At 54.9% G+C, this 25,842-nt stretch carries 23 protein-coding genes and 1 pseudogene; 20 read left to right on the forward strand and 4 right to left on the reverse strand.

Annotated elements, in window-relative coordinates:
* The first annotated feature begins 8 nt into the window (after positions 1-8).
* Both KHU29_RS18310 and KHU29_RS18315 read left to right on the forward strand, forming a co-directional pair.
* Positions 9-941: a delta(1)-pyrroline-2-carboxylate reductase family protein gene (locus KHU29_RS18310; RefSeq protein ID WP_211454498.1), complete on the forward strand. Its 933-nt coding sequence runs from the start codon at positions 9-11 to the stop codon at positions 939-941.
* A 1-nt stretch (position 942) separates the two neighbouring features.
* On the forward strand, positions 943-1,437 hold the full coding sequence (locus tag KHU29_RS18315; protein WP_211454500.1) for a GNAT family N-acetyltransferase: 495 nt from the start codon (positions 943-945) through the stop codon (positions 1,435-1,437).
* Positions 1,438-1,458: 21 nt separating this feature from the next.
* Here the strand turns inward: KHU29_RS18315 and KHU29_RS18320 are convergent, their stop codons facing one another.
* Entirely contained in the window at positions 1,459-1,923 is a 465-nt protein-coding gene (locus tag KHU29_RS18320) for a rhodanese-like domain-containing protein (protein ID WP_211454502.1), read from the reverse strand.
* Positions 1,924-2,357: 434 nt separating this feature from the next.
* Between KHU29_RS18320 and glnA the strand changes: the two genes are divergently transcribed.
* From glnA to KHU29_RS18375, 11 genes are all read left to right on the forward strand, one after another.
* Positions 2,358-3,773, forward strand: coding sequence for a type I glutamate--ammonia ligase (glnA, locus tag KHU29_RS18325; protein WP_211454504.1), 1,416 nt, complete (start codon positions 2,358-2,360; stop codon positions 3,771-3,773).
* A gap of 235 nt (positions 3,774-4,008) precedes the next feature.
* Positions 4,009-4,548, forward strand: a complete 540-nt coding sequence (locus KHU29_RS18330; protein ID WP_246542232.1) for a DUF4124 domain-containing protein — start codon at positions 4,009-4,011, stop codon at positions 4,546-4,548.
* A 449-nt stretch (positions 4,549-4,997) separates the two neighbouring features.
* Complete coding sequence (gene glnL / locus KHU29_RS18335; protein WP_211454506.1) at positions 4,998-6,080, forward strand: nitrogen regulation protein NR(II); 1,083 nt, start codon at positions 4,998-5,000, stop codon at positions 6,078-6,080.
* A gap of 93 nt (positions 6,081-6,173) precedes the next feature.
* Positions 6,174-7,715: a nitrogen regulation protein NR(I) gene (gene ntrC, locus KHU29_RS18340; protein WP_211454508.1), complete on the forward strand. Its 1,542-nt coding sequence runs from the start codon at positions 6,174-6,176 to the stop codon at positions 7,713-7,715.
* A gap of 371 nt (positions 7,716-8,086) precedes the next feature.
* Positions 8,087-8,473, forward strand: a complete 387-nt coding sequence (locus KHU29_RS18345; protein ID WP_246542233.1) for a hypothetical protein — start codon at positions 8,087-8,089, stop codon at positions 8,471-8,473.
* Positions 8,474-8,735: 262 nt separating this feature from the next.
* Positions 8,736-10,187, forward strand: coding sequence for a bifunctional 2-methylcitrate dehydratase/aconitate hydratase (locus KHU29_RS18350; protein WP_211454511.1), 1,452 nt, complete (start codon positions 8,736-8,738; stop codon positions 10,185-10,187).
* A gap of 55 nt (positions 10,188-10,242) precedes the next feature.
* Positions 10,243-12,162: a propionate--CoA ligase gene (locus KHU29_RS18355; protein ID WP_343216072.1), complete on the forward strand. Its 1,920-nt coding sequence runs from the start codon at positions 10,243-10,245 to the stop codon at positions 12,160-12,162.
* 91 nt (positions 12,163-12,253) lie between these two features.
* Complete coding sequence (locus tag KHU29_RS18360) at positions 12,254-12,745, forward strand: arsinothricin resistance N-acetyltransferase ArsN1 family B (protein ID WP_211454514.1); 492 nt, start codon at positions 12,254-12,256, stop codon at positions 12,743-12,745.
* Positions 12,745-13,647 carry an RluA family pseudouridine synthase gene (locus KHU29_RS18365; RefSeq protein ID WP_211454542.1) on the forward strand — a complete coding sequence of 301 codons (903 nt, stop codon included), beginning with the start codon at positions 12,745-12,747 and terminating at the stop codon, positions 13,645-13,647. Before KHU29_RS18360 ends, KHU29_RS18365 begins: the two co-directional genes overlap by 1 nt.
* A gap of 83 nt (positions 13,648-13,730) precedes the next feature.
* Positions 13,731-13,988 carry a hypothetical protein gene (locus tag KHU29_RS18370; RefSeq protein ID WP_092416032.1) on the forward strand — a complete coding sequence of 86 codons (258 nt, stop codon included), beginning with the start codon at positions 13,731-13,733 and terminating at the stop codon, positions 13,986-13,988.
* A gap of 6 nt (positions 13,989-13,994) precedes the next feature.
* Entirely contained in the window at positions 13,995-14,633 is a 639-nt protein-coding gene (locus tag KHU29_RS18375) for an esterase/lipase family protein (RefSeq protein ID WP_211454516.1), read from the forward strand.
* A gap of 43 nt (positions 14,634-14,676) precedes the next feature.
* Here KHU29_RS18375 and KHU29_RS18380 read toward each other — a convergent pair whose 3' ends face one another.
* The 3 genes from KHU29_RS18380 to KHU29_RS18390 form a co-directional block, all read right to left on the reverse strand.
* A complete protein-coding gene (locus KHU29_RS18380; protein WP_211454518.1) occupies positions 14,677-15,984 on the reverse strand; it encodes an MFS transporter in 1,308 nt (435 codons plus the stop codon).
* Complete coding sequence (locus KHU29_RS18385; RefSeq protein WP_211454520.1) at positions 15,981-16,433, reverse strand: MarR family winged helix-turn-helix transcriptional regulator; 453 nt, start codon at positions 16,431-16,433, stop codon at positions 15,981-15,983. Before KHU29_RS18385 ends, KHU29_RS18380 begins: the two co-directional genes overlap by 4 nt.
* A gap of 130 nt (positions 16,434-16,563) precedes the next feature.
* Positions 16,564-17,706 carry an NHL repeat-containing protein gene (locus KHU29_RS18390; RefSeq protein WP_211454522.1) on the reverse strand — a complete coding sequence of 381 codons (1,143 nt, stop codon included), beginning with the start codon at positions 17,704-17,706 and terminating at the stop codon, positions 16,564-16,566.
* A 252-nt stretch (positions 17,707-17,958) separates the two neighbouring features.
* On the opposite strand from KHU29_RS18390, the gene xth reads away from it, so the two are divergent.
* From xth to KHU29_RS18420, 7 genes and pseudogenes are all read left to right on the forward strand, one after another.
* Positions 17,959-18,726 carry an exodeoxyribonuclease III gene (xth, locus tag KHU29_RS18395; RefSeq protein ID WP_211454524.1) on the forward strand — a complete coding sequence of 256 codons (768 nt, stop codon included), beginning with the start codon at positions 17,959-17,961 and terminating at the stop codon, positions 18,724-18,726.
* A gap of 464 nt (positions 18,727-19,190) precedes the next feature.
* Positions 19,191-20,740: pseudogene (locus KHU29_RS22270) on the forward strand (type VI secretion system Vgr family protein); the annotation flags it as partial.
* Positions 20,741-20,746: 6 nt separating this feature from the next.
* Complete coding sequence (locus KHU29_RS22275; RefSeq protein ID WP_425514490.1) at positions 20,747-21,664, forward strand: DUF2345 domain-containing protein; 918 nt, start codon at positions 20,747-20,749, stop codon at positions 21,662-21,664.
* Positions 21,665-21,706: 42 nt separating this feature from the next.
* Positions 21,707-22,519, forward strand: coding sequence for a DUF4123 domain-containing protein (locus KHU29_RS18405; protein ID WP_211454526.1), 813 nt, complete (start codon positions 21,707-21,709; stop codon positions 22,517-22,519).
* Between the two features lie 52 nt (positions 22,520-22,571).
* Positions 22,572-23,207 (forward strand): DUF3304 domain-containing protein, encoded by a 636-nt coding sequence (locus tag KHU29_RS18410; protein WP_211454528.1) that lies wholly within the window; start codon positions 22,572-22,574, stop codon positions 23,205-23,207.
* Between the two features lie 65 nt (positions 23,208-23,272).
* Complete coding sequence (locus tag KHU29_RS18415) at positions 23,273-23,911, forward strand: DUF3304 domain-containing protein (protein WP_211454529.1); 639 nt, start codon at positions 23,273-23,275, stop codon at positions 23,909-23,911.
* Positions 23,908-25,689, forward strand: a complete 1,782-nt coding sequence (locus tag KHU29_RS18420; protein ID WP_211454531.1) for a T6SS phospholipase effector Tle1-like catalytic domain-containing protein — start codon at positions 23,908-23,910, stop codon at positions 25,687-25,689. Before KHU29_RS18415 ends, KHU29_RS18420 begins: the two co-directional genes overlap by 4 nt.
* Positions 25,690-25,842 lie beyond the last annotated feature (153 nt).

A 25,842-nucleotide genomic window follows, 5' to 3' on the forward strand; every position in this document is an offset into this window, starting at 1 on the left:
AAAACAACATGCAAATTCTCGACGCCGAAAGCACCGCCGCCGCTCTGCCTTATTCCGAGCTGGTGCCCGCACTGGTAGCGGTTGCGCAGCAACTGCGTGAAAGCAAGATCAACGCGCCCGAACGCATGGTGGTGGAAATCGACAAGGCTAGCGTGCTGTTATGCATGCCCGCCATCGCTGCCGATATCGGCATGACCAAGCTGATCACCGTGCATGCCAATAACGCGCAGTACCAGCTGCCGGCGATTCAGGGTGAAGTGGTAGTGTTCGATGCCGCCAGCGGCCGCCGCCTGGCGCTGTTGCATGGTCCTACCGTTACAGCACGCCGGACTGCCGCGGTAAGTTTGCTCGGCATCGAAGCCTTGCTGCCGTTCAAACCGAAATCCGCATTGCTGATCGGCACCGGAGTGCAAGCCATCGCGCATGCCGACGGCCTGGTCGAATATTTTGGCGTCAATGAATTTTGGGTGGCAGCGCGCGATATGCAAAAGACCCAGGCATTTTGCGATGCCTTGCTGGTGCGTCATCCGCATATCGCAATCAAGCCGCTGGACGTCGCGACGCTGGCCACTGATTTGCCGCATACGGATGTCCTGATAGCGTTGACCACTTCGCGCACAGCCGTGATTCCTGCCAATATCGCCGCGACCACGTTGGCGATCGGCGTAGGCGCCTTCAAACCGGATATGGTGGAGTTCCCGGCCGAGCTTTTGCACAGCCGCACCGTGGTAGTCGACTGCCTGGCCGGCGCCAAACATGAAGCTGGCGATTTGCTGCAAGCGCAGGTCGACTGGAGCAAAGTGGTTGAATTACCCGACGTGCTGGCCCATGGCTTTACCCAGCAGGCACTGCTGCCGGTGTACAAGACCGTCGGCCAGGCCGCCTGGGACCTGGCGGCGGCGCGGGTAGCGATTGCATCGCTTGCGCGCATGAAGGGTTAACGTGATTCGTAACGCGGTAGACGCCGATTGCATGAGCCTGACCGCGCTGTCGGTCCAGGTCTGGCTGCACACCTATGCCACCGAAGGCGTCAGCGATGACCTGGCGCGTGAGGTGATGTCTACCTTTACGCCGGAGTATTTCCGCGAGATCATTGCCGATCCCGATTACCGGCTGTTTGTGAAAGCGGACGGAGAAAATCTGCTTGGGTATATCCTGCTCGATCTGGATTCGCGCTGTGACGAAGCAAATTTCGGCGGGATTGAGGTCGACACGCTATACGTGCAGGAACATTTTCACGGGCGCGGCATCGGCCGCGCGCTGTTGGGGCACGCGATCGATAACGTCGGCACCAGGCTCTGGCTTAGGGCCTGGGCCGGCAATGTACAGGCGCTGGCCTTCTACCGCGCCTACGGCTTCGTCGACATCGGTACTGCCTGGCACGTATTCGAAGACCAGAAATATGAGAACCGAATACTGGCTTATCAGAAAGCCTGAATCAACGCCTGGGAAACAACCTCAGGCACCCGACCAAGGCAACCCTGCCTTGCACCAGCCATTGACGTTTTTACGATGGCCGTTGTTATCCTTATCGCCTTCAAAACCTTCCAGAATATTGAAGCAATTGCTGTAACCGTGTTCGGTGGCCAGCTTGGCCGCATGTTGCGAGCGCACGCCGGAGCGGCACAGGAACAACAAAGGCGTCCCTTTTTCCGCAACCTGCGCCAGTTGCGCCAGGAAGTCTGGATTCTGCACGCCGCCGGGATATTGCGACCATTGCACCGCGGCATGCTGCGACTCGCGAATCGCTACCCGGCCGACCCAGTCGCGCTCAGCATTGGTGCGGACATCCACCAGGATCGTCGCGACATCGCTTTCCAATAAAGAGAAGGCCTCGCTTGGCGTGACGGCACCGGCATAGGGCAGGTGATCATTTTGACCACGTTGTTTGGCAGTGGTCAGGATTTCGTTACTGCTAGGCATGGCATTTCTCCTGGAGAATTCGATTTCGTGTTGGTGATTAATTTAAATCTTAACTTAGCCTTATTCGCACTTAATTGGTGCGAATTAGTGATTTACCTGATTGCTTGCACAAAAATGGTGCTTTCATTTTTCATTGCACCTGATTGGTGATTCGATATTGTTGCAATGGCAAGGCTAACAGTGTGAAAAGGTAAATAAAGCCTTCCAAACAAGCAAATTACCAGACCAAATAAGCACTATCTCACAAACGGATGGTGGCATGGATTCTGCTATCATCCTGCACTGAGTTCTGGTCGTACTGAATTGCTGTCCGGTCTGAGGATGCTCACTACCTGTCCATGATGTTACTGCGACGCTGAGATCCGCGTGCAACAGATCTTGAGCAGGTCACACAATTTAAAAATGCAGTACTTTCATTAATTTAGGAGATTCACATGGCAATGACGGCCGCAGAAGTCTTGAAAATGGCAAAAGACAACGAAGTCAAATTCGTTGATTTTCGCTTCGCTGACACCAAAGGCAAGGAGCAGCACGTAACTGTTCCGGTCTCTCATTTCGATATCGATAAATTTGAGTCGGGTCATGCATTTGACGGTTCTTCTATTGCTGGTTGGAAGGGTATTGAAGCTTCCGACATGTTGTTGATGCCGGACCCGAACACCGCCAACATCGACCCGTTCATGGAAGAAACCACATTGTTCATGCAATGTGACGTGATCGAACCATCCGACGGCAAGGGCTACGACCGCGACCCGCGTTCGATCGCCAAGCGCGCTGAAGCCTATCTGAAATCTTCCGGCCTGGGCGATACTGCCTATTTCGGTCCAGAACCAGAATTCTTCATTTTCGACGACGTCCGTTGGGGCTCCGACATGTCGGGCTGCTTCGTCAAGATCGGTTCCGAAGAAGCTTCCTGGAGCACCGGCGCCAAGCTCGAAGGCGGCAACACCGGCCATCGTCCAACCGTCAAGGGCGGCTATTTCCCAGTGCCACCGGTCGACAGCTTCCAAGACATGCGTTCGGAAATGTGCCTGATCCTGGAATCGCTGGGCATCCCGGTTGAAGTGCATCACCACGAAGTGGCTGGCGCCGGCCAAAATGAAATCGGCACCAAGTTCTCGACGCTGGTCGAGCGCGCCGACTGGACCCAGAACATGAAATATGTGATCTGGAACGTTGCCCACACTTACGGCAAGACCGCTACTTTCATGCCTAAGCCTATCGTTGGCGACAACGGTTCCGGCATGCACGTGCATCAATCGGTCTGGAAAGACGGCAAGAACCTGTTTGCTGGCGACGGCTATGCCGGCCTGTCCGAATTCGCGCTGTTCTACATCGGCGGCATCATCAAGCATGCTAAGGCGCTGAACGCGATCACCAACCCAGGCACCAACTCGTACAAGCGTCTGGTTCCAGGTTACGAAGCACCGGTCAAGCTGGCTTACTCGGCGCGTAACCGTTCGGCTTCGATCCGTATTCCGCACGTGGCGAATCCAAAGGGCCGTCGTATCGAAACCCGTTTCCCGGATCCGCTGGCTAACCCGTACCTGTGCTTCTCGGCATTGCTGATGGCTGGTCTGGACGGCGTGCAGAACAAGATCCATCCAGGCGAGGCAGCATCGAAAGATCTGTACCATCTGCCACCAGAAGAAGACAAACTGATCCCTACCGTTTGCGCTTCGCTGGAAGAAGCTCTGGAAGCACTGGACAAGGATCGCGAGTTCCTGACCCGTGGCGGCGTATTCAGCGACAGCATGATCGATGCTTACCTGGACTTGAAAATGCAAGAAGTTCAACGCTTCCGCATGACGACGCACCCGATCGAATTCGACATGTACTATTCGGTATAAGTCATAAGTTGATTCGTAAGTTTTGAAGGGCTGCCTTGCCTTGTGCAAGGCTGACCGGCAAGATAAAAAAGGACAGGAGATTTTTCCTGTCCTTTTGTTTTTTTTACATGCTTGTTTTCTTTATCAACGTGTCGTAATTTATATTGTGAAGGATGGTTTGTCATTGGAAGTTTCTTGACATAAACTAGCGTCTCGATTGACGATTGAATTGCGAAGAAAGTCTATGAAGCAGCCTATGATGCGTCCAATGTTGCGTCCTACGTTACGTTTTCCCCGGGGTTTCCTGCTGTTGGCTGCCGTCAGCATGTTCGGCGGCACGTTCAGCGCCACCGTCCACGCCCAAAGCGAAGTCTTTCTGTGTGTTGACCAGAACGGCGTCAAGGAATACAAGAACACCGGCGATACCAAAGGTTGCAAACGTGTCAGTTTGCCGCCGTTGACTGTGACTACTTCGTCCAGCAAGCCGAGCGGGGGCGGAGGCGCGGCTTCCAGCAAGCCGGCAGCATCAACGCCGTCTGATTTCCCGAAGGTGGATAACGGCACGCAAAAGGCGCGCGACAACGATCGCCGCCAGATCCTGCAGGATGAGATGAGGAATGAGCAGGAGCGCCTGGCCAATCTCAAGAAGGAATACAACGATGGCACGCCGGATCGGCAAGGCAACGAACGCAATTACGCCAAATACCAGGAACGGGTGGCGTCGATGAAAGAAGATATTGCCCGCAGCGAGAAAAATATCGATGCCCTCAACCGGGAACTGTCGAATCTCAAGTAATACCGCGCATGGTATCAACCTTGCTTGATCCATAAGGCCGCTACTGCGGCCTTTATTTTTGCCTATCGGTATAGGAGTCAGTCGGACTTAGGTGATCGGCTGCAAAAATATCTGAGCGGACCATATTTCACCAGCTTCTTGGTCAATAGCTAGGCTATTGACACTGCGAATCCGGCAAAATCTGTCCTCGCTCAGTTATTTTTTTCGCTTCGATCCCCTAAGCCCGACTGACTCCAAGATAATGCCAGGGCCGGACGCACCATAATGTGGCGATTCTGCATGTTACCCACCGACATTGCCTACAAAGCTTGTTATGCTCGGAAAATGCACCATTTCAATCACGAAGACAGTGTTAACGACGTCGAGATGCCATGGGGTGCCGAGCGTGCTTCCCGACGCTGGCGCCACCACGCTCTGCCTGGACCAGGCTTTTTAATAAGGATGCCAGGATGTCAATAAAAACCACCGAACGGCACGCACTTGCCAGCCTTGATCTGCTGGCGTCCGCAGTACTGGTGCTGGATCAGCACGGCCGCCTGGTGTTTGCCAACGCCGCTGCGGAAAATCTGCTGGAAAGCTCCTGCCGCCTGCTGTTGCAGCAGACCCTGTCAGACCTGTTCATGAATCCGGAGCAGTTGATTGCGATTTATCAGCAAGCGCTGCAACATCAATTCGACGATTCGCGCCAGGACCTGATCCTGGAACGCATGGGGCGTGAACCCTTGTGGGTCGACACCATCGTCACCGCCCTCGACAACCCTGATATGCCGGTGCTGATCGAGTTGCGCGAAAATGTGCAGCAACTCAAGCTGGAGCGGGAAGAGCGCCTGATCGACCAGAGCCAGGTCAATAAAGAGCTGATCCGTAACCTGGCGCACGAAATCAAGAATCCTTTGGGCGGCATCCGCGGCGCCGCCCAGTTGCTGGAGCTGGAGCTGCCGGAGCGCCACCTCAAGGAGTTGCGCGAGTACACGCAAGTCATCATCAAGGAAGCCGATCGCCTGCAGACCCTGGTGGACCGTCTGCTGGCGCCGCACCGGCTGGCGCAGATCGTCGGCGACGTCAATATCCATGAGGTGTGCGAGCGGGTGCGCAGCCTGATCGTGGCGGAATTTCCAAGCGGCTTGAGCATCAAGCGCGATTACGATCTGTCGATTCCGCAGTTCCGCGGCGACAAGGAACAACTGATCCAGGCGATTTTGAATATTGCCCACAACGCAGCGCAAGCGCTGAGCGAGCGTATCAAAACGGGCGATGCCGAGCTGGTTTTCCAGAGCCGGGTAGTGCGGCAAGTGACCTTGGCCAAGGTGCGTTACCGGCTGGCACTAGACTTGCATATCATCGACAATGGACCTGGCATCCCGGCCGAGATTCAGGAACGCATTTTCTATCCGCTGGTATCGGGACGCGATGGCGGCAGCGGTTTGGGTTTGACGCTGGCGCAAACCTTTGTGCAACAGCACATGGGTGTCATCGAATGCGAAAGCCGGCCGGGATATACAGATTTCAGAATTCTGATACCGCTACCTTGATGGCTGCCTGCAAGATCGGCAATTTGATATGGCGGTTTTCATCGCGATGACAAACAGTTTAAAGGACTGCGTTCTTGACGCAGCAGAAACCACATGAAACCAATCTGGATTGTTGACGACGACGAATCGATTCGATGGGTGCTTGAAAAAGCGCTGGCCCGCGAAAACCTGACTACCAAGAGTTTCTCCAATGCGCGCGATGCAATCGAAGCGCTGCAATCGAGCACACCGCAGGTGCTGGTGTCCGATATCCGCATGCCTGGCGCTTCCGGCCTGGAGTTGTTGCAGACCGTCAAAGCCAAGTTTCCCGGCGTGCCGGTGATTATCATCACCGCTTTTTCCGATCTCGATTCCGCCGTTGCCGCATTTCAGGGCGGCGCGTTTGAATACCTGGCCAAGCCGTTTGATGTCGACAAGGCAGTCGAACTGATCCGGCGTGCGCTGGAAGAAAGTTTGCGCGAGGCGAATGTCGAGCAAGCGTCTGCCGAGACGCCGGAAATCCTGGGACAGGCGCCGGCGATGCAGGACGTATTTCGCGCCATCGGCCGCTTGTCGCAATCGAATGTGACGGTGCTGATCACCGGCGAATCGGGTACCGGTAAAGAGCTGGTGGCGCGCGCCTTGCACAAGCATAGCCCGCGCGCGGCGCAGCCGTTCATCGCCCTTAACACCGCGGCGATTCCGAAGGATTTGCTGGAGTCGGAATTGTTCGGCCATGAGCGCGGCGCATTTACCGGCGCCCAGGCATCGCGCCGCGGCCGCTTTGAACAAGCCGAAGGCGGCACCTTGTTCCTGGATGAAATCGGCGACATGCCGTTTGATTTGCAGACCCGCTTGCTGCGGGTTTTATCGGATGGCCATTTCTACCGGGTGGGCGGACATCAGTCATTGAAAGCTAACGTCCGCGTTATCGCAGCGACCCACCAGAACCTGGAGACGCGGGTCCGTGAGGGTCTGTTCCGGGAAGACTTGTATCACCGTTTGAATGTGATCAGGCTGCGCCTGCCGAGCTTGCGCGAGCGGCGCGAAGACATCCCGATCCTGACGCGCTACTTCCTTAGCCAGAGCGCCAAACAACTCGGTGTCGAAAGCAAGCGGGTATCCGATAACGCCATGCGTTTCATGAGCGGTCTGGATTTGCCGGGCAACGTCCGCCAGTTGGAAAACCTGTGCAACTGGATTACCGTGATGGCGCCTGGCCAGACCGTCGAGATCAAGGATTTGCCGCAAGATCTGGTCGGCGGCCACGATCAAAGCCTGCAGCTGGAAAGCCCGGCCAGCCGGCCGGTAGCGTTCGATCCGCATCTTGCAGCGCCAGCCGCCGCCACGCAATATCCAGAGGTGTCGACGCCGCTGGGGCAAGTCGCAATCAGTGGCGAAATGCAAAGCGAAAAGCAAAGCGAAAAGCAAAGCTGGATCGCTTTGCTCGAAATTGAAGCTGCGCAAATGCTCATCAATGGCGACGCCGATGTGATGGATGTGCTGGGCCGGCAATTTGAATCGGCCTTGATCAAAATTGCATTGCGTCATACCCATGGACGCAAGAACGATGCCGCGGTACGTCTCGGCATCGGACGCAATACCATCACGCGCAAGATTCAGGAACTAGGCATTGCCGGCGCCAAGGACGACTGACGCCGGAACCGACAAGACAAGGCCGCGCTCAGCGGTCTTGTTGTTTCCGTAATTTACACCGCGGGCGGTGCGGCTGACTTTCAGTCACACCTTCAGCCTCATCCTGAGTTCCATCACATTGCGCAGTTCGCGCACATGATCACACATAAACGAGCAACGGACAGACGAATAAGATTATTCGTCTGCCGGTGAATTTTGCGGGCCAAGAAGATTTAAAATTTGTCTCGATTGGCAAACATAAATAGCGTCTCTATGCAAAATGGCAAGACGGACGTTTATGCGAGCCAACGGATTCCCTCGTCGTGATCAACGACGGGGGCTATGCTTACTTATAGCCTTCGGGCCGGGACAACATGATTGCTTTTAACGTAATGAATTCTTACCGTATTGCTTCCGCTTTAACACTTACTGCCGTGCTGGCGGCTTGCGGCTCCAGCGTACCGCTGGCCGACACCAAGCCCGCAGCGGCCGCGCCAAATGTCCTGAATCTTGCGCCGGCGCCGGCAGCGAGTTTGATTGCCGGTAATTTTTATTGCGAATTGGGTAACCGGGTTGATGTAGCCAGCAGCGCCAATGGTGAAGTCAAATTGACATGGAAAGGACGCGCCTACACGATGACTACGGTCAGCACCACCACCGGCGCAGTACGGCTGGAAGATAAAGCCAGCGGCCTGGTGTGGATCCAGATTCCAGCCAAGTCGATGCTGCTCAATTCCAAGCAGGGGCAGCAACTGGCTAACGAATGCAAGGTGCGCTGATTCGTTGATATTGGAGAGCCGGGGTTTGTGACGACGGTGTTGTCAGCGATGCTTGTTACTTATGGGCTATTCGAATAACCCTGTTACGTCTCGGCGACCCCGTCTCGGCGACCCCGTCATTCCCGCGAACGCGGGAATCTATTGTAAATCGGTAACTTGGATCCCCGCGTTCGCGGGGATGACGGAGTTTTTAGAGGTCGCCTTATTAGATTGGTGTAACAGATGCATTTCTGGCTTCAATTTTCATCTGACAAGGAAAACAATGTCCGCCCACATCTCGAACGTCCGTCCAAAATACGACAAGGTGCTGGTCGATATCGTCGACTACGTGACCAGTTACAAGATCACATCCAAGGTCGCTTATGACACCGCACGCAACTGTCTGATCGATACCTTGGGTTGTGGCCTGGAAGCGTTGGAGTACCCGGCTTGTAAAAAACTGATGGGGCCGATTGTGCCTGGCACCGTGGTGCCTTGCGGCGCCAAAGTGCCGGGCACGCAATTCCAGCTCGACCCGATCCAGGCTGCGTTCAACATCGGCGCCATGATTCGCTGGCTGGATTTCAACGATACCTGGCTGGCAGCGGAATGGGGCCATCCGTCCGATAACCTGGGTGGCATCCTGGCCACCGCCGACTGGCTCTCGCGCAACGCCATCGCCGCCGGCAAGCAGCCGTTGAAGATGAAAGACGTGCTGACCGCCATGATCAAGGCGCACGAAATCCAGGGCTGTATCGCGCTCGAAAATTCCTTCAATAAAGTCGGCCTGGATCACGTGGTGCTGGTCAAGGTAGCATCGACCGCGGTGGTGGCGGAGATGATGGGCCTGACACGCGAAGAAATCCTCAACGCGGTGTCGCTGGCATGGGTCGACGGCCAGTCGCTGCGTACCTATCGCCATGCACCGAATACCGGATCGCGCAAATCCTGGGCCGCCGGCGACGCTACTTCGCGCGCGGTGCGCCTGGCCTTGATCGCCAAGACCGGCGAAATGGGTTATCCCTCGGTGCTGACTGCCAAGACCTGGGGTTTTTACGATGTGCTGTTCAAAGGCCAGCCGTTCAAGTTCCAGCGCAAGTATGCGTCGTATGTCATGGAAAATGTGCTGTTCAAGATTTCCTTCCCGGCCGAGTTCCACGCGCAGACTGCGGTCGAAGCCGCCATGACTTTGCATGCGGAGTTGGCCAAGGCTGACAAGCAGGTGGAGGACATCAAGCGGATCACGATCCGCACGCACGAAGCCTGCATCCGCATTATCGACAAGAAAGGTCCGCTGAACAATCCGGCCGACCGCGATCACTGCATCCAGTACATGGTCGCGGTGCCGTTGATTTTCGGCCGCCTGACCGCCGGCGACTATGAAGACAAGGTAGCGTCAGACAAACGTATCGACGCCTTGCGCGACAAGATCGTTTGCGTTGAAGACAAGGCATTCACCGAGGATTACCACGATCCGAAGAAGCGCTCGATAGCCAATGCCTTGACGGTTGAATTCAAGGACGGCAAGAAGCTCAAGGAAATCGTGGTCGAATATCCGATCGGCCATGCGCGCCGCCGCAAGGATGGCATCGCGCTGCTGGAAGCCAAGTTCAAGATCAACCTGGCGCGCCAGCTGTCGCTCAAGCAGCAGCAGAAAATCCTGGAGGTTTCGCTTGATCAGAAAAAACTGGAAGACATGGCAGTCAATGCGTATGTCGATTTGTATGTGATATAAAGTTCACGCGTATCCTTATAAAAATACGTGGGCAAAAAAACTTGCCCACCCTACGATTTCTTTCAAGAAGCGAGGAGACAGCATGAGTTTTACCACCTTTTACCAACGCTCGATCACCGATCCATCGACATTCTGGATCGAGCAAGCCAGGCGGATCGACTGGCATCATCCCTTCTCGCGGGTACTCGACGATAGCCGGCCTCCGTTCGCCAAATGGTTTGTCGATGGCACCACCAACCTGTGCCACAACGCAGTCGATCGCTGGGTGGCAACGCGTGGCGACCAGCCTGCCCTGATTGCGATCTCGACCGAGACGAATACGGAAAAAACCTATTCCTTTCGCGAGCTGCAGGCAGAAGTCAATCGCACCGCCGCCATCATGCAAGCGCTGGGCGTGGGTCGCGGCGATCGAGTCCTGATCTACATGCCGATGATTGCCGAGGCGACGTTTGCCATGCTGGCTTGCGCCCGCATCGGCGCCATCCATTCAGTGGTATTCGGCGGCTTTGCCTCGAACAGCCTGGCGAGCCGGATTGACGATGCGACACCGAAATTGATCGTCTCCGCCGACGCCGGTTCGCGCGGCGGCAAAGTGATTGCTTACAAGGGTTTGCTGGACGATGCGATCAAGCTGGCGCAACACAAGCCGGCGCACGTGTTGCTGGTCGATCGCGGCCTGGCGCCGATGGCAGTGGTGGCGGGGCGGGATGTCGATTATGCCGGACAACGCCAACGTCATATCGACGCCAAGGTGCCGGTAACCTGGATGGAATCGAACGAGGCTTCCTATATCCTGTACACCTCCGGCACCACTGGCAAGCCCAAGGGTGTGCAGCGCGATGTCGGCGGTTACGCGGTGGCGCTGGCCACCTCCATGGATACCATTTTTTGCAGCAAGCCCGGCGGGACTTTTTTCTGCACCTCGGATATCGGCTGGGTGGTCGGCCATTCCTACATCGTGTACGGGCCTTTGATCGCGGGCATGGCGACGATACTGTATGAAGGTTTACCGATCCGTCCCGACGGCGGCATCTGGTGGAGCATCGTCGAGAAATACAAGGTGACGCGCATGTTCTCGGCGCCGACCGCGATCCGGGTGCTGAAAAAGCAGCCGCCGGAGCTGATGCAGAAATATGATCTGTCGTCCCTGCAGGCGTTATACCTGGCCGGAGAGCCGCTGGACGAAACGACTTCCAGCTGGATTTCCACCGCGCTTGGGGTACCCGTCATCGACAACTATTGGCAAACAGAATCCGGCTGGCCGATCATGACGATCGCCAAGAACATCGAAAACAAACCGAGCAAATTGGGCAGCCCCGGTGTGCCGATGTATGGCTACAAAGTACAGCTGTTGAACGAGACGAGCGGCGAGTTATGCGGCGCCAATGAAAAAGGCGTGGTGGTCATTGAATGGCCATTGCCGCCGGGTTGCATGCAAACCATCTATGGCGACGACCAGCGTTGCATCGATACCTATTGGGCTACGCACTTGCCCGACTCCAAACGCCCGGTCTATTCGACTTTCGACTGGGGAATCCGCGATGACGATGGTTACTATTTCATTCTCGGACGCACCGACGACGTCATCAATGTCGCCGGTCATCGGCTTGGCACGCGCGAAATAGAAGAAAGTATTTCCAGCCACCCGAATGTGTCGGAGGTGGCCGTGGTCGGCATCGAAGACAAGCTGAAAGGGCAGGTGGCCGTGGCCTTTGTGATTCCCAAGGTGGCAGACAATACGGTACAAGGGCGGGCCGCGCTGGAAGCGGAAATCATGCGCGTGGTCGACAAGCAGATCGGCAGCCTCGGACGGCCGGCGCGGGTGTATGTGGTTGGCCTGTTGCCGAAAACCCGTTCCGGCAAACTGCTGCGCCGTTCCATCCAGGCGATCTGCGAGGGACGCGATCCGGGAGATTTGACGACCATTGAAGATCCGTCTTCCTTGCAGCAGATCAAGGAAGCCTTGCTAACTTGATATTTGATGTTGTCTATTTGACGGTTGCCGTCAGGCACGGGCGATAGCACGGTATGATTGTGCATTCGCCCATGTAACCTGACATATTGCCATGACTCACATCATTCGCCCGGCAACCATCGCCGATGCAGCCGCCATTTGCGACATCTACAATCCTTATATCCTCGATACCGTCATCAGTTTTGAAACCGAGCCGGTGACACCCGAGCAAATGAGTCATCGCATCCTCGATATAACGTCCCAGTTCCCTTGGCTGGTATGCGTCGAGGATGGAAAGATCCTCGGCTATGCCTATGCCACCAAATGGCGTGCGCGCGCGGCTTACCAGCATGCAGTCGAGAGTTCGGTATATTTGTCGCCCGCAGCGGCCGGCAAGGGATTCGGCAGTGCGCTGTATCGCGCCTTGATCGCCGAATTAAAGAAACTGCCGGTGCATGTGGTGATCGGCGGTATCGCCTTGCCAAATGCTGCCAGCGTCGCGTTGCACGAAAAAATGGGCTATGAAAAAGTGGCGCACTTCGCGCAGGTCGGTAAAAAATTCGAACGCTGGATCGATGTCGGCTATTGGCAACGGGTGCTGTGATGGCGCAGTTGTCGCCGTTGCCAGCGCCGTTACCGGTTGTCGATGGCGTTGCACCAAGCTATCTGTGGCTGCCGGTCGGCGAATGGCCGAATTTGCTGGCGTTTCTGATACAGCGTTTTCCCGCCATTGATAGCGCTACCTGGGTAGCACGCATGGCGCGCGGCGAGGTGGTCGACGGCAATGGCGCGCGGTTGATGCCGGATAGTCCTTATCGACGCGGCATGTGCATTTTCTATTATCGCGAACCGCCGGCCGAGACGCCGATTCCGTTTGAAGAAACCATCTTGTACCAGGATGAGCGGATACTGGTGGCAGACAAGCCGCATTTCCTGCCGGTGATCCCGAGCGGGCGTTTTCTGCATGAGACTTTGCTGGTGCGTCTTAAGAAGAAAACCGGCCTGGCCGATTTGACGCCAATACACCGCCTGGACAGGGAAACTGCCGGCGTAGTGATTTTTTCCCACGACATCGGCAGCCGCGGCGCTTATCAGTCGCTGTTCCAGCAACGCCTGGTCGACAAGATTTATGAAGCGTTGGCGCCGACTGCACCGGATCTGGTTTTGCCAATGGTGTATCGCAGCCGCATGGTGGACGGAACGCCGTTTTTCCGCATGCAGGAAGTGGCAGGCGAGCCGAATTCGGAGACGCGCATCGAGCTGATCGAGCAGCGCGAGACATGCAGCTTGTACCGCCTGCGCCCGCTGACCGGCAAGAAACATCAACTGCGCGTACATTTGGCAGCATTGGGGATACCGATTATCAACGATGTCTTTTATCCCGATGTGTATCCCTGCAAAGGCGACGATCTGTCGGCGCCCTTGAAGTTGTTGGCGCGGGAAATTGCTTTCGTTGATCCGCTGGATGGGCAGCCGCGGCGCTTCACAAGCCAGCGCGCACTGTAAGAAAATTGAAGTAAATAAATTAATTAAGTAAATTAAAGACTGTTGGAGCAGATGATAAATATCAGGAATGTCAGGAGATTGCAATGAGATCAACCCGAGCCACAGCGGCGGTAGAACGTCTCAATGCCCGAAGCACCGATGTCCGTTACTCGATGGTGAGGACCGCAGAGGAATTGTTTTACCTGACGCAGAACGCCGGTTTCGATGCGCCGATCCGCTTGAGCGAGGCATTGGAGCTGGATGATTTTGTCAGGTTCGTCAATGCCTATGGCCCGCAAAAGCCGAAGCGCGTCAGCAAGCTCGACGTTGCGTTTGAAAAGCAGTTGCAGAAGAAAGAGTAGCGCGCAATGGACGGTCGCCGGCCCGATAGTGCAACCGTACACGCCATCCTGGTGCATGGCATGGGACGCACGCCGGTATCGATGCTGTTGCTCGCCAAACGCCTGCGCGCGGCAGGGATCACCACGCATCTGTTCGCTTATTCGGCCGCGTTTGAACGCTGGTTACCGTGCGTCGAACGTCTGCGTAAATTCATCACGTCCCGGGTCGGCGACCAACGTTTCATCATCATTGGCCATTCGCTTGGCTGCGTGCTGACCCGCGCTGTATTGCCACACCTGGCGCGGGCGCCGGAGCTTGGCGTGTTCCTGGCGCCGCCGACCATGGCCTCCAGCTACGCGATCAAACTGGCGCAGTGGCGCTTGTTCCGATTACTGACCGGCGAAATGGGGCAGTTGCTGGCGCGCCAGGATTTCATGGATAGCTTGCCGGTTCCGGATATTCCGTTGCGCGTATATGCCGGCATCAAAGGTCCGCGCGGGCGCTGGATGCCTTTCGGCGATGAACCGAACGACGGCATCCTGTCGGTAACAGAAGTGCAGCTAGGCGCCGTGCCGGTGCAGCTGCTGCCGACTATCCATACCGTCATCATGAATTCGCGTCAGGTGGCCAGCGAAATCGTGGCCGCCGTGAAGTCACAAGCATAGCCATACATAAGTCATACGTAGTCATAACCATAGTCATAACCGCTCAGCGGCTCAACACCGGACTTGCAGGTATCAGGTCGCCCCCGGCGTGATGGCCTTTGATACGCAGCACCATTACCGCAGCCACGATACAAGCCGCACCCATCAGCATCGACGACAGAGTATAGCTGCCCAGGCTGTTACGCAGCGAGCCGGCCAGCATGGTGGCGCTGGCGGCGCCCAGTTGATGGCCGGCGACGATCCAGCCAAACACGATGGGCGCAGCCAGGCGGCCGAATACATCGTTAGCCAAGCGCACGGTGGGCGGTACCGTGGCGATCCAGTCCAAGCCATAAAACAGGGCAAATACCGGCAACCCGAAATAGCTGAGGCCGAATGCATGCGGCAGGAAAATCAAGGCCACGCCGCGCAAACCGTAATACCAGAACAGCAGCACACGCGGGCTGTAACGATCCGAAAGCCAGCCGGACATGGTGGTGCCGACCAGATCCAGCATGCCCATGGCAGCCAGGATGCTGGCGCCGCCGACCGCTGTAATGCCATAGTCGCCGCACATGGCGATGAAATGCGAACCGATGTAGCCGTTGGTGCTCATGCCGCAAATGAAGAAGCTGAAAAACAGCAGCCAGAAATCGCGGATCTTGACCGCTTTGCCCAAGGCCTGGAACGCGATCGTCATTGGATTTTTAGATTTGCCGGTTGCGTCAGGCGGCAGTTCTTCAAACTGGCCGTAGCGTTTCATGCCGATATCTTGCGGCCGTTCCGGCAGGAAGATCGCCACCAGCGGGATTGCCAAAGCCGCCACGCTGGCCACCAGCATGGCGACCGAGCGCCAGCCGTGATGTTCTACCATGTAGGCCATCAACGGCAAGAACACCATCTGGCCGGTGGCCGAGCTGGCGGTCAGCAAGCCCATCGCCAGGCCGCGGCGGGTTTCGAACCAGCGGCTGACGATAGTCGCCGCCAGTGTGTTGGCGGCGACGCCGCTACCGGCTCCCACCAGGATGCCCCAGGCCAGCACCATATGCCACGGCATGGTCATGAAGGTACTGATGAAAGTACCGGCCGCCAGCAACACCAGCGCTCCTAGCACGATCGGGCGGATACCGTAACGTTGCATGGCGGCCGCCGAAAAAGGTCCGATCAGGCCGTACAGCGCGATATTGACGGAGATGACGAAGGAGATGGTAGTGACGCTCCAGCCGAATTCATGTTCCAGCGGCAGGATCATCACCGATGGCGTGGCGCGGATGCCGGCAGCGGCCAGCAGCACCAGGAAAGTGATGCCGACGATGATCCACACGTAACTGAAACGTGTGCGCGACATGATGGCTTGTATGGTCCGGTTCATAAAATGGCGTTTTCGTTTTGTTCAAACTTTGCGTTTGCGTCATCGACCAGGCTCATCAAGGCTTGATGGGTCTGGTCGCCCAATATCGTATTGATTACGTCTTGTGCTTTGCGCCAGTTAGGCATGGATTGCTGCCACTTGCGTTGTCCGTCCGCGCTCAGGATGACGCCGAATGAGCGCTTGTCGGTCAGCATTTCCAGCGGCAGGTCGACCGTCTCTATCCAGCCCGCGCTAATCAAAGGCTTGAGTGTGCGGCTCATTGTGCTACGGTCCATGCCCATGTTGTTTGCCAGCGGAATCACGCCGATAGGGCCGTATCTGCCGATCCGGGCCAGCAAGGAATACTGGCTGATGGTGAGCTCGTCAGCGGCAAGATAGTGGTCGTAGATGTTGGTCATCTTGCGGGTCAGCTGCCGCAGCGTCGAGCAGCTGCATTGACTTTCCATCATGTAGCATCCTCTTCATATATAAATTAATGCATATACATCCATGTATATGCATACTATAGCTGACATTCAGGTGATGTCAACCTGCTTGTTGTAATTTGATCTCAGGAAAGGATAGGTCGGGCGGGCGTGCTTATAGTTTAAAAAGACATAAGCATGGCGATGAACCGCCGCTTCTTAACAAGGTGTCGACCTGTCCACCGGGCGTCACTTTACGAATCAGGTTGTTGCCGGTGTCGGCAACATAGAGATTGTTTGCGGTATCGGCAGCAATTCCCATGGGCAGGTTGAAATTTGCGCTGCTGCCGTTACCGTCGGTGTGGCCCGCGCTCCCGGCAGAACCAGCCAAGGTGCTCACCACGCCGGTTTGGGATACATTGCGAATCAGCTGATTATCGGTATCGCTGACGCGGATATTGCCGGCACTATCGATGACAATGCCATTCGGTTGATTGAAGCGGGCGCGCTGGCCGCCGCCATTTTCGCTGCCAACGACGCCTGCGGTGCCTGCCAGGGTACTGACATCGCCACTTTGGCTGAGCTTGCGAATGGTATTGTTGTTGCTATCGGCGATGTACAGATTTAGATTCGCTGTCCTGTCGATCGTTATGCCGCGCGGCGAATTGAATTGCGCGCGCGCTCCGCTGCCATCTGCGCTTCCTGGATTTCCAGCGGTGCCGGCCATGGTCGTCACCACGCCCTCAGGCGTAATCTTACGTACCGTATCGTTACCGGTATCTGTCACATACAGATTGCCGGCAGAGTCGCGCGTCAATCCCCACGGTTGGTTGAAGCGCGCATTTCCTGCGATGCCGTCGTCATGGCCGGCTTGTCCTGCGCTTCCCGCCAAGGTAGTTACCACGCCGGCGGCTGTCACCTTGCGGATGATGTGGTTCTGGGTATCGGCCAGATACAGGTTGCCGGCCAGGTCGATAACGATACCGCCCGGCTGGTTAAAGCGCGCCTGCTGCCCGTTGCCATCTGCGCTGCCCGCCTTGCCGGCGCTTCCGGCAAGGGTGCTGGCGACCCCGGCGGCGGAGATTTTGCGGATGGTGTTGTTTGCCGTATCGGTGACGAACAGATTGCCGCCGGTATCGACGGCGATAGCGTTGGGTTGGCTAAAGCGCACGTTATTGCCACTGCCGTCGCTACTGCCTGCCTCGGTAATCGGCGTGGTTTCATTGCAGCTTGTCGCCTGGTCTTGCCGGCAGCAAGCCGCCAACGTCAGGCCCAGCAGGCATATGGAGAGGCTGGCAGATAATTTGTTGACGCCCATTTGACCTCTGATAAGTCGGCGATGATGAATCGATATGAAAATAAACGATATGGGAATACTACTGGATTCCCGGGGTTTCTTGGTGGCAAAATTGCATGAGTAGAAGTGGTAGCGGCTGTTCCGATGAAGGTAACGGATCCCAATGGAGAGGAACCGCTGCCGCTTGGTGTAAAGTGCGAAGGTGAAAAGAAATCAGAAACGCCCAATCAACGTGGCGCAGCACAAATACCCAATTTAGTGAAGAAATCGAATATGCAAAAAATAGCGACATGGAACGTCAACTCCCTCAAGGTGCGCTTGCCGCAAGTGCTGCAATGGCTGACCGATAACCCGGTAGACGTATTGGCGTTGCAGGAAACCAAGCTGACCGACGACAAATTCCCCGTGGCTGAAATCGAGGCGGCCGGTTATCACGTGGCCTTCAGCGGCCAGAAGACCTATAACGGGGTGGCCCTCCTGTCACGCCATCCGATCGCCGACGTCGTCAAGAACAACCCGCGCTATGAAGACCTGCAGCAACGGATCATCGCTGCCACCATCGACGGCATGCGGATTGTCTGCGCTTATATTCCTAATGGCCAGGCGCCTGACACCGAGAAATACCAATACAAGTTGGCATGGCTGGACGCCTTGCACGACTGGCTGCAGGACGAGTGCAAGCAGCATCCGAAACTGGCCTTGATGGGCGACTACAATATTGCGCCGGAAGATCGCGATGTCCATGATCCCGCTGCATGGGTCGGGCAGAACCTGGTGTCGCCGCCTGAGCGCGCCGCGTTTGTCCGCTTGCAAGCCTTGGGACTGACCGATGCATTCCGCATGTTTGAACAGCCGGAGAAACTGTTCAGCTGGTGGGATTACCGGCAGATGGGATTCCGCCTGAACCGCGGCATGCGGATCGACCATATCCTGCTGTCGCCGCCATTGGCGGCGCAGTGCAGCGCTTGCGTGATCGACAAAGTGCCGCGCAAATGGGAGCAGCCGTCGGATCATGCGCCGGTAATAGCTACGTTAGGTTAAACACCTTCGGCGCGCGGGAAGCGCAGCGTGAATATGGTCATGCGATCTGTGCTGCGGTAGAACCATTTCGCGAACGCGGGAATCCATCTCTCACGCAACACCATTCGTATCTCAACTAAGCGGTATGACTGAAGGCGCTCAGTATTGAGAACGCCTGACTGAAGTTTAGCTCGTTGTCGGACGACGGGGGCTTGTCAGGGGTCTTATCCAAGCATCTTGAAGTGTAGTTGGATACCTTTGGCATATTAGGGGAGTCGCGCATATAGCATTGAATTAATTAACAATTGATGTCGTTTTGAAATTATTTTTATTGCATCTAAATGTCGTTTATGCAATAGTCGGTGCTCCTCTCTTCGTCAGGATGCCGGCAAATGACCTCTGCTTCGAACAAATTCAGCAACAGAATTTTATCCGTTAGCAGTGCCGTCATCCCGGAGATTCTGGGAGAACCTGCACTGGTGGCCATGGCCATTACCGGCACTGAAGGCGTGGACAGCCTGTTCGATTATCAGGTCATTTTGAAGACGCCCGATTCGCTGAATCACCTGATCAGCGAGACCACGAATTTCAATACCGCTACCTGGCTCGGCGAGGAAATGTCAGTGCAGATCCAGTTGGAAGGCAACGGAAAATTCGTCGCCGGACAAATGGGTATGAGCGGCATGGGCAATGTCGGCGCTGGCGTACGTGAGATTAACGGTATCATTGACGATGCAAAATTTCTGCGCGAGGAGGGCCGCTATGCCTTCTATGAAGTCAAACTGAAACCCTGGCTGTTCGCCGCAACTCTGGTCTCCGACTGCAAGATCTATCAGAACAAGACGGTCAAGGAAGTGATCGATGAATCGTTGTCCGAACTGAATTATCCGATCGAATGGCGGCTGATCGATTCTTATCCCAAGCGCGACTACACCACCCAGTTCAACGAAAGCACTTTTGAGTTTGTGAGCAGGCTGTGCGAAACCTGGGGCATAAGCTATTTCTTCGAGCACAGTGACGGCAAGCACCGAGTAATCTTCACCGACTATTTTGGGGGGTATCGACCCAATCCAAGCGAAGCTTATCAAACGGTGCGGTTCCACACCCCTAATGCCAAGATCGACGAAGAATATATCCACACTTTCGTTCCGACAAACAAGCTCGCGTCGGGCGCCGGGATTTTGATTACACCCGACCGCGTGCCGATCTTACTGTCACCAAGGAAGATCCGATACAGGACGCCAGTCACAGTCAACATGAAGTATATGAATGGCACAGTCCGCATAGTGGCAATAACCATTACGTACAGCCGAAGGCAGGTCCGAACCGCGCCACCAATGTCCCATTGGACGAAGGCCATTTCCTGGCGCGTATCCGTATGGAGCAACTACACTGCGGGGGCTACCGCGCCCGCGGCAGCGGTCACCTCAAAGGCATGCAGCCTGGCCACAGTTTCAAGCTCAAGGAGCATCCGCGTACTGCCGCTAATGTTCAGTATCTGATTCTGAACACCACGCTGACGATCAGGGAGGTTGCCCAGGAAACGCAAAACCTGGGGAACCCGCGCGCCCAAAGCCATGAAGTACATGTGGATTTTGAGGTTTATCCACTAAAGGGCGCGGGTGGTTATCGTCCCGCAACCAAGACTCCCACACCGAAGATGTATGGCCTGGAATCCGCCATTGTGGTAGGACCAGACAAACAGGATCTCTGGACTGACGATCTGGGCCGGGTCAAGGTCCAGTTTCACTGGGATCGTTTAGGGAAGAATGACCAGAACAGTTCCTGCTGGGTGCGGGTATCTTCGCCATGGGCCGGCAATCAACTGGGTGGTGTGCATATCCCTCGCATGGGACAGGAAGTGCTGATCTCCTTCATCAGTGGCAATCCGGATTTGCCGATTTGCACGGGTCGCGTCCACAACCAAAGCAATTTGCCGCCGTGGCAACTGCCGAGTCAGCACGCCCTGTCGGGATACCGTTCAAGGGAACTGACGCTGGATGGCGGCAATGCCGCCGGCGGTCGGAGCAACCATCTGGTGATGGACGATAGCGAAGGCAAGATCCAGGCGCAACTGAAATCGGATCACCAGCATAGTCAACTGAGCCTGGGTTACATCACCCGCATTGAAGACAACCAGGGTCGCAAGGATGAACGCGGTCAAGGATTCGAGTTGCGCTCAGATGGTCATGGCAGCATTCGCTCTGGTAAAGGGATGTTGATTTCTACGGATGCCAGGGATAAGGCAAACAGCCACATCAAGGACATGCAGGAGCCGCTGGGGTACTTGACCAATGCCCGCGATCAACACGAGCAATATGCAGATTATGCGCAACAGCTCGACGCACAAGACAAGAATGCCGATCAAAGCGATGTCGCCACGGCGATCAAGGCGCAGAACGACGATCTCAACGGAGATGGCGAACAGGGGCAATTGACGGCGCCGCATTTGCTGTTGTCCAGTCCGGCAGGCATCCAGAGCACCACGCCACAATCGACCCATATCGCTAGCGGGGCACATACCGCTCTGACGACCGGTGGCCATGTCAGCCTCAGCATCGGCGAGCGGTTTCTGGCTAACGCCAGGAATGGCATTCGCTTCCTGGCACATTACAGCGGGATAAAGCTGATTGCGGCAGCCGGCATCATTGACATCAAAGCCCTGACCGATGCGATCAACATGATCGCCAAACTGGACATCAGTGTTACCAGCACCACCGGCAAGATCACTCTCTATTCACCGAACGAAATCCGGATAGGCGCGGGCGACAGTTTCACCGTCTGGAAACCGGGCAGCATTACAGACTATTCACAAACCCGAACCACCTTTGCCCACTTTGCTGCGCCCGGGCCAAAACTGATGCCGGGGACGGTGCCTGAACTTGCACACGGCGAGGTTTGCATCGAATGCCTGCTCAAAAAAACGAAAACTGGCGGCGCTTTGGTCGAGGCAGATTAACCACGCATATTGTGTACACAAACATCATAAAGATTCCAGCATATGACAACGCGGACTTATTTTTTATTGGATGGCGCCATGATGAGCGGCGTGAATACTCACTTGCCGACATTGCTGCCCAATCCTTCCTGGGTGCATCCTCTTTATCACGGCAAGGAACGAGCCGTACTCGGCCCCTTATTGGTCGATGGGACAGCGGCACAAGAGGCTAATCAACTAGACGCGGCACACGATCTGTGTCGCGCATTGCGTTCCCGCCTGCATGTCTCCTTTATGTACTCAACCCTATCTGCGGAGGAAATGCTCAAGCATCTGCATCAATTTACGCGCGTGTGGCTAAGCAGCGGAGAGGCCATGTTCTTACGCTTTGCCGACTGTCGCGTATTGTCCAGACTTCCGGCAATCCTGACACAAGAGCAATGGCGAGCGTTCACTGCGCCACTGACAAAATGGGACATGCATTTGCGTGACGGTACACGTCATGAACTAGCTCTTGCCGCCGACGATCTGGACGCCGCCGCGACGCCTTTGGTCTTGTCTGACGCGCAAACCGATGCGCTTGCGCTGGCTGGCCAGCCTGACCAATTGATAGAACAATTGCGTGAAGAGTTTGGAACGTTGCCAGGCAATTTGCAGCAGCAACATGACTGGGCCAGCGGATCATTGGCAGTCTGGAAGCAAGTGCCAGGAGCGCGCTACGACTCTTTGTTGGTGCTGGTTGAGCAGGCATTCAAGAGCGAGGGACGTGTTCTTCGCTTTACCGATTTGCCAAAAATAGTGGCGGAGAATAATGCAGTGGGAGTTGAAAGCATTTTAACTGCGGCATTAAAGCGCACTGCCAATGCGCAGCGATAGCGCTTATACGCGCGAAAAAAATCAATGATTGAGTAAAGGACCAGCGCTCGTGATGCCCGATAAATTTCAATGTAAAAGAGAAAAAGTGATGGCACTCTTCATCCGTACTGGCCAAGCGCCAGCTTTTGGAGACCAGGGATTTTTTAGGAAAATCTGTTTTCTTATCATCTGCGCATTAACCTTGAGCGCTTGCCATAGTCGAGAAGAAATGACAGGCGTTTCAATCAGCACTTTTGGGCATTTGGGAAAATATGTTGGTATCCCTTCATTTTCAGTAAACGGCGGTTGGGGAGGTGCGGCCAACGGACTCGGGGGATCGGGCAATGTTTGCTGCGCAATGATCCCAGATAAATGGCGTCCGGGACTCGTGGCGCATGTGAAATGGGAAGAATGCGATATCAGCCACATTGAGTTTAAAAATGGGCGCGCTGTTGATCCAAAAGCAGAATGTGTAAGCAGCAATTATGAAGCTACTGTTCCAATTCCGAAATATGAAGAGCCTGGGGCATTTATGGTCCATTTTTTTCCAGGCCATCAAGTCGCCGTAGTTGTCTCGCCGGTCTATCCAGGAAACCCGTCTTATCGGTGGCCGGTCATGAGAGGCTATTACCCGTCTGATTCTCCCGCATGGGCCAGAGCCAACGCGCTCGGCATCATGGATAAAGAACCTTACGTAGAGGATGAATAATGACATCTCCCACGCTCGCGTCGCAAGACGCACCATCGCCAAGGCGCGCCTTGAAGTCAATGTCTATGTCCGATAGATTCCAATATAAAAGAGAAAAAGTGGTGGCACTCTTCACTCGTACTGGCCAAGCGCCAGTTTTTCGAGACCAGGGATTTTTCACGAAATTCTTTTTTCTTATCGCCTGCGCATTAACCTTGAGTGCCTGCCATAGTCGAGAAGAAATGACAGGCGTTTCAATCAGCGGGTTCGGGCATTTGGGAAAACATGCTGGCATACCTTCATTTTCAGTAAACGGCGGCTGGGGAGGTGCGGCCAACGGACTCGGGGGATCGGGCAATGTTTGCTGCGCAATGATCCCAGATAAATGGCGTCCGGGAATCGTTGCGCATGTGAAATGGGAAGAATGTGATATCAGCCACATTGAGTTTAAAAATGGGCGCGCTGTTGATCCAAAAGCAGAATGTGCAAGCAACAATTATGAAGCCACTGTTCCAGTTCCAGAATATGACGAACCTGGAACATTTATGGTCCATTTTTTTCCGGAACATCAGGTCGCAGTAGTTGTATCGCCGGTCGGCCCTCGCAATCCATCTTACCGGTGGCCGGTCATGAAAGGCTATTACCCGTCGGCTTCTCCCACATGGGCCAGAGCAAGAGCGCTCGGCATCATGGATAAAGAGCCTTACGTAGAGGATACACAATGATCGCTCCCATACTAGGTCCACAGGCCGCAAGTTGCGCCGTCTCGAAAGTGCGCCCTGAAGTAGATATCACGGGATTGAAATGTGAAAATCGCATCAACACTGGGTTGTTCTTCGACGGTACCAACAATAATATGCACAGCGACGAAACTGAGAACGAGAACGGTCACAGCAATGTGGCCCGCCTGTATCTCGCTTATCGTGATGCGCCGGCGGAAAATTACTATTCTTTCTATATTCCGGGTGTCGGTACGCCTTTCCCAGAAATCGATGAAGATAAAGGTGCCCTTGCAGAAATGACTGGTAAAGGCTTGGGCTGGGGAGGTGATAAGCGGATACTGTACGGATTGATACAGGTTTTCAATGCGGTGCACAGAAGTTTTGGCAATGCAGAAAAAAATATTGGTATCCGTAGTAATTATTTTTCCGACGCAATGACTAAAGTTATCTGCAAAGATGGCGACCTCACACCGGATCAGAGAAAAATTCAACTTGAGTCGAACTGGAACATCAACCGATCCAATTTCACGACTCGCTTGAATGCGATACGTGATCAGTTGGCACCCCTGATCGGCTTAATCAAACACCCTAAAACACTGCCTAAGCCGGTCGAGATCATGATCGATGTGTTTGGTTTTTCTCGCGGTGCTGCTGAGGCTCGCGTATTTACCAACAAGCTTTTTGAAATGTGTTCAGGCAATGAATTGTTTGGTGTGCCGATGCAACTGCGGTTTTTGGGTTTATTCGATACGGTCGCATCGGTCAATGTGCCGAACTCCGTAGGAGGGCATGGGCACTACGGATGGTCACAACCTGAAGACCTGAAAATCGACAGTCGGGTAAAAAATTGGCGGCATTTTGTCAGCTTATTGGAAGCGCGGGCCAGCTTTCCGCTAGATAGCGTAAGAGACGATAATGGCTACCCGCCCAACGGCGCGGAAATCGTCTATCCCGGTGCGCACAGCGATGTTGGCGGTGGCTACAAGCCGGAGGAACAGGGACGTGGAATGAGACGTGACGGCAGCGCGCGGGAGAAAAGCAATCCGTTTAAATTCTCGCAAGTGCCTTTGAACGATATGTTCGTTGCAGCAAAAGCGTCTATGGTGCCGTGGATGACGTTCGAGAGTGAACTGGGAAAAGCACGCAAGTTAGCGAAAATGTTCGACCTTGCTCCATCTTTACGTGTAGCTATGTCCAATTACTTCGCAAACTGCAAAATCGAGTCCGGCTTGCCAATAGAAGAAAAGGTTCGCCAGCACCAGTTGCTCTATTTGACCTGGCGTTATCAAGTCCGGGAAAATTTTGAAACACTTCCTGGAACTGAACGAGCGCCAGCCAATGCCAAGAGATTTTCCGGAAAACAGGATCTGATCGACGGAAACCGAGTATTGATCGAGCAAATTGAACGACTGGAGGGCAACAACAAAATAGGGAGGGCCATCGTCAACAATCTGCGCACTCCCACCGATCTCGTCGCAGCGGCGGCATTCAAAACTGGCAACGCAATGTGGGATTATTTTTTCGTGTCTGCCAGCGCAAAAAAAATCCTCGCCGAAGTCAAAAGCCGTAAGGAGCCATTGCCTTCAGAAATACGCAGTTTTTTCGACGAACATCTGCACGATAGTTACGCTGGCTTCAAATTGATTGATTTGCTTGGCAGTATGGAACCGCAAGGCTACTTTCATCATCGCGTTGTCTATGCCGGGAAGAAGAGAATTCTACGCGCGCAAGCGGATGAATCACTCCCTGCGAACGAGCCAAATCAATCCTCCTTTGGGTGAGACAGCTATCGCGGCCTAAATACAAGGGAATGTCTGAATAAGTCCCAAACAAACCGATATTAATAAAAGCTACTTTTTTAAACCAAAAAAATGCGACTTCAAGACTACGAATATCAGATTAAGTCGGGCGGTTCATCGCCCGACTTAGCGCAT

It is taken from the genome of Collimonas antrihumi (assembly GCF_018304965.1).
Classification (GTDB): domain Bacteria; phylum Pseudomonadota; class Gammaproteobacteria; order Burkholderiales; family Burkholderiaceae_D; genus Collimonas; species Collimonas antrihumi.